This is a genomic window from Elstera litoralis (genome assembly GCF_000963705.1).
Taxonomy (GTDB): Bacteria; Pseudomonadota; Alphaproteobacteria; order Elsterales; family Elsteraceae; genus Elstera; species Elstera litoralis.
The window spans coordinates 1-4,204 of sequence record NZ_LAJY01000433.1 but is presented as its reverse complement, the minus strand read 5'-3'; the positions used below and the strand labels follow the sequence as shown (position 1 = coordinate 4,204).

Below are 4,204 nucleotides of genomic sequence, written 5' to 3'. Positions count from 1 at the left end.
AAATGGTCAACGCGCTTTGCGAGAAAATTGTCAGGCCTAACCGGGTTGCCCCGGCGACAATGGTCATGGGGGTGACTAAGCTGCACCATAAAGTCTCGAAATCGCCAAAATTATAGTGATAATCTTTATTATTAATATCCTGCTCGACAACAAGACCCACGCAGCGCACGACCCGCCCATAATCGCTATTATCGCGCATCGCGCCCGAACCGAGCAAGACTGATAAGAAAATAAGAACAGCGCAAATTGTAAGAAAAAATCTAAAATTTTTCATGAGTACCCTTTTATCGTTGGTCGGAAATAGCTCGTCTCTGTTTTTATGTATGAAATTTTAGACTGGAGCTGTCAAAAAATCTTTGCTGCGCGGCGGTCCGACCTCCCGGGCGCATCCCCACGCCCGATCAGCTCTTGCCAGCGCGCTGAAGCTATCGCACTTTGCGCACACGGGCTAGGCCAACGGCGGCGGGGGGCTCGACAAAAAAGACACATTCCCTTAACGTAAAGGGAAGGGTTCAGCCAGGGGGATCGAGCAATGACGCGGGACGTAATGCCCTATGACGTGGTGGTGGTTGGCGGCGGGCCGGCGGGCCTTTCGACGGCCATTCGCTTGAAGCAACGTGCCAACGCGGCGGGCCAGGAGCTGGCGGTCTGCCTGATCGAAAAAGGCTCCGAAATCGGCGCGCATATCCTCTCCGGTGCCGTGTTCGAGCCGCGCGCGCTGAACGAGCTGTTCCCCGATTGGAAGGAACGCGGCGCGCCGCTAAACACGCCCGCGACCGACGATAATTTTCTGTTCCTCACCGAAAAGGGCTCGTTCAAGCTGCCAACGCCGCCGCAGATGCATAATCACGGCAATTACATCATCTCGCTCGGCAACCTCTGCCGCTGGCTCGCCCAGCAGGCCGAAGAGCTGGGTGTGGATATTTTCCCCGGCTTTGCCGCCGCCGAGGTGCTCTACGACGACAGCGGCGCGGTCACGGGCGTTGCCACCGGCGATATGGGCGTCGGCCGCGACGGGGAACCGACCGCGCACTATCAGCCCGGCGTCGAGCTGCACGCGCGCCAGACGATTTTCGCCGAGGGCTGCCGGGGCTCGCTGACCAAAACCCTGTTCGAGCGCTTCAATCTGCGCGATGGCGTCGATCCGCAAACCTTCGGTATCGGCATCAAGGAACTGTGGGAGATCGACCCCAGCAAGCACCAAGCCGGGAAGATCATCCATTCGATCGGCTGGCCGATGCAGGCCGATACTTACGGCGGCTCATTCCTTTATCATCTCGAAAACAATCAGATCGTCGTCGGCTTCGTCATTGGGCTGGATTATACCAACCCGCATCTGTCGCCCTTCGAAGAGTTCCAGCGCTTCAAGACGCACCCCGCCGTGCGGCATTTCTTCGAAGGCGGGCGGCGGGTGAGTTACGGCGCGCGCGCGATCAACGAAGGCGGCTGGCAGTCGATCCCGAAGCTAACCTTCCCCGGCGGCTGCCTCGTCGGCTGCACGGCGGGGTTCCTCAATGTGCCGAAGATCAAGGGCAGCCATACGGCGATGAAGTCCGGCATGCTAGCGGCGGATGCGGTCTTCGATCTGCTCGCCTCGGATTCGACAAGCACCGAAGCCACCGCCTATCCGGCAGCCCTGGAGACCTCCTGGGTTGCCGAAGAGTTGAAGGCCGTGCGCAATATCCGCCCATCCTTCCATAAGGCTTATGGGCCGGGCTGCTCTATAGCGCCATCGATACTTATCTGTTCAAAGGCAAAGCCCCCTGGACCTTCCATAATCACGCCGACCATGACGGGCTGAAAAAGGCTTCCGCCGCGCCGCGCATCGCTTACCCGAAGCCGGACGGCAAAATCAGCTTCGACCGGCTCTCGTCCGTCTTCCTCTCCTCGACCAATCACGAGGAAGATCAGCCGATCCACTTGCAGTTGAAAGACCCGAGCAAGGCGATTGCCGTCAATTGGGCCGAGTATGAATCGCCGGAAACGCGCTACTGCCCCGCCGGGGTCTATGAAATCCTCGACGACGCCAGCAGTGGCGGAAAGCGCTTGCAGATCAATGCGCAGAACTGCGTTCACTGCAAAACCTGCGACATCAAAGACCCGACTCAGAATATCAACTGGGTCGTGCCGCAAGGTGGTGGTGGGCCGAACTACCCCAATATGTAGCGGTTAGAGCAAATCCCGAGCGGGTGCCCGATGCGCTTTGCGCGTCAAACGCGCTGGCACCCGCGACGACGCATTTGCGTAAAAAAAACAAAAGCTTAGAGCGCTTTCCGTGAGCCTGAGCGAACGGGAAGTGCTCTAAGGCGCGGACCAAGCGAGACGGCATAGGCTTATCGTGCCCCCGGGCTTCAGCCACAGGCCCGGGGTATCGCTCATGACCGAAAAGCGTACCGAATGAGGCACGACCCCGCCATTGGCCCCGTCGAAGAAAGCCTGCGCCGTGTCCGTCGAAACCAGCGCGGGCGACAACAGAAAACCAATTGCGCCGGGGGTTTGCAAGAAACGGTATGCGTGCGTTTGAGTGCCCTCGGCCAGCTCAATCCCCAGGACCGGCGGGCCGAAGAGGAATCCCAGCGCCTGACCGGACCAGGTTTGCGTCAACTCAACCTGCGCCCACAGGGCTTCGCCCGGCGCGGTGGCGGGGAGGGTGATCGGCTGCCCCAGCGTGAAAGCTTGTTGCACGCATCCCCGCTCCTCCTCGCGCAGCGGCTGCGGTCGCCGGGTCAGCAACAGATGCCCGTCGCGGCGGGCGGCAAGCGCGTAATATTGCTTGAAAGCCCGCAGAGTTAGCGGATCTTCCAGGGCGGCGAAGCGGTTATCGATGGGCGCGAAGGTGTACAGAATCGACTGCGGTGCCGACGCCGACGCAAAAAACGCCGCATTCCGTTCGGTCGTCAGGCGCGTCGTCGTGAAATAGGCCTGAAACGCCGGGCGCGGGGCCAGCGGCAGCCCCGAGGCCATGCCCAGCCCGAAATTCCAGGGAAAAACATCCAGCGTGCCCTGAGCATCCGGGAAGGGGAAACTCGCCTTCGCCGCCGCTAGCGCGCTTTGAAACCAGGCGCGATCCGCCTCCCGCGCCGCCTTGGCCTCGCCCGGCACCAAGAAGAAGCTGAGGCGATGCTGAGCGTGGGCCAAAAGCATCGCCGGTCCATCCGGGATCAGGCGGGGGGCGACGATGGCAAGGGTCCCAACCACCGCAACCGCGACCACGGCAACCACCGCGCTCCGGTGCGACGCCCCAAAAAAACGCCCGCGCCCGGTAAGAAGCTGCCCAAGCCCCACGATCGCCAGCGTCATAAAGGCAACATCGGGGTTCAAACCGTGACGGTGGAAACTGGCCTTATAGGCTACCAGCAAACACCCGCCAAGCATGAGCGCCACCAACCGATCTGTCAGGCTGGCAACGGCAAAACTCGCAACGATCACAGCGACGCCAACGCCCCAGAGCACCTGGGTTAGGCGCGGCGTCGGCAATCCCATATCGGCGTTATAGCCGCGCGATAAGTCAAAATACCCCTGGTAGAAGGCCCCCCAATGGGCAGGTTGCTGGCCAACGGCGAGCAGCAGCAGCAGCGTGAACGCGATAAATGCCAGCAAGGCCACGGGCAGAGCCCGGCGCACCAGAGTATCATGAAGGCTTAAGATCACCAGAACCGGCAGGGCCATAAATAAAACCGACGATTTGATAAGGCTAACGAGCGCGATATCGAAGCTTAGAATAAGGGTAATCACCACTCCCCAACGCGACGATTTCGACCGATAGAACTCAAAATAGCAAAGCAAAATCACAGGAATAAATAAATGCACATCACGAATCAATGGTAATAAGGCTAAAAAACTAACAAGCGCACAACAGCGGATAATACGATCAATTTTAAAAATCACTGCAAGTGATAAAACTAGACTAATAGTGTACAAACAATTCATTAATAATTTTAGATTATTAAATTTTTCATCATAAAAAACAGAATACATTATACCCAAGGGGCCGATATTGAAAATAATATCTTTACCAAACTGAAAATTCTGACCAAAGGCGTAGTTCAACATCTGATGCCAGGACGGATCGAGATCCACAATCATACTGCCGAACCGAGACATCACCATGTAGAAGGAAACAAGAACCAAGATGCCAAGTGTGGGGAGCATCCGAACCCATCGAAAATCGATCATAGGCTTACTTTCATCTCGTTCCAGTTTA

The 4,204-nt window shown here is 57.8% G+C and carries 2 protein-coding genes and 1 pseudogene; 1 reads left to right on the top strand and 2 read right to left on the bottom strand.

From position 1 onward, the window contains the following. On the bottom strand, window positions 1-274 hold a 274-nt coding region (locus tag VZ95_RS27295; protein WP_045776609.1), incomplete at its 3' end, for a hypothetical protein. A 258-nt stretch (window positions 275-532) separates the two neighbouring features. On the opposite strand from VZ95_RS27295, the pseudogene VZ95_RS15185 reads away from it, so the two are divergent. Then, window positions 533-2,166, top strand: a pseudogene (locus VZ95_RS15185) (electron transfer flavoprotein-ubiquinone oxidoreductase). Between the two features lie 135 nt (window positions 2,167-2,301). On the opposite strand, the gene VZ95_RS15180 reads toward VZ95_RS15185, so the two are convergent. Further along, window positions 2,302-3,738, bottom strand: a complete 1,437-nt coding sequence (locus VZ95_RS15180) for a hypothetical protein (RefSeq protein WP_156995329.1) — start codon at window positions 3,736-3,738, stop codon at window positions 2,302-2,304. Window positions 3,739-4,204: the final 466 nt, after the last annotated feature.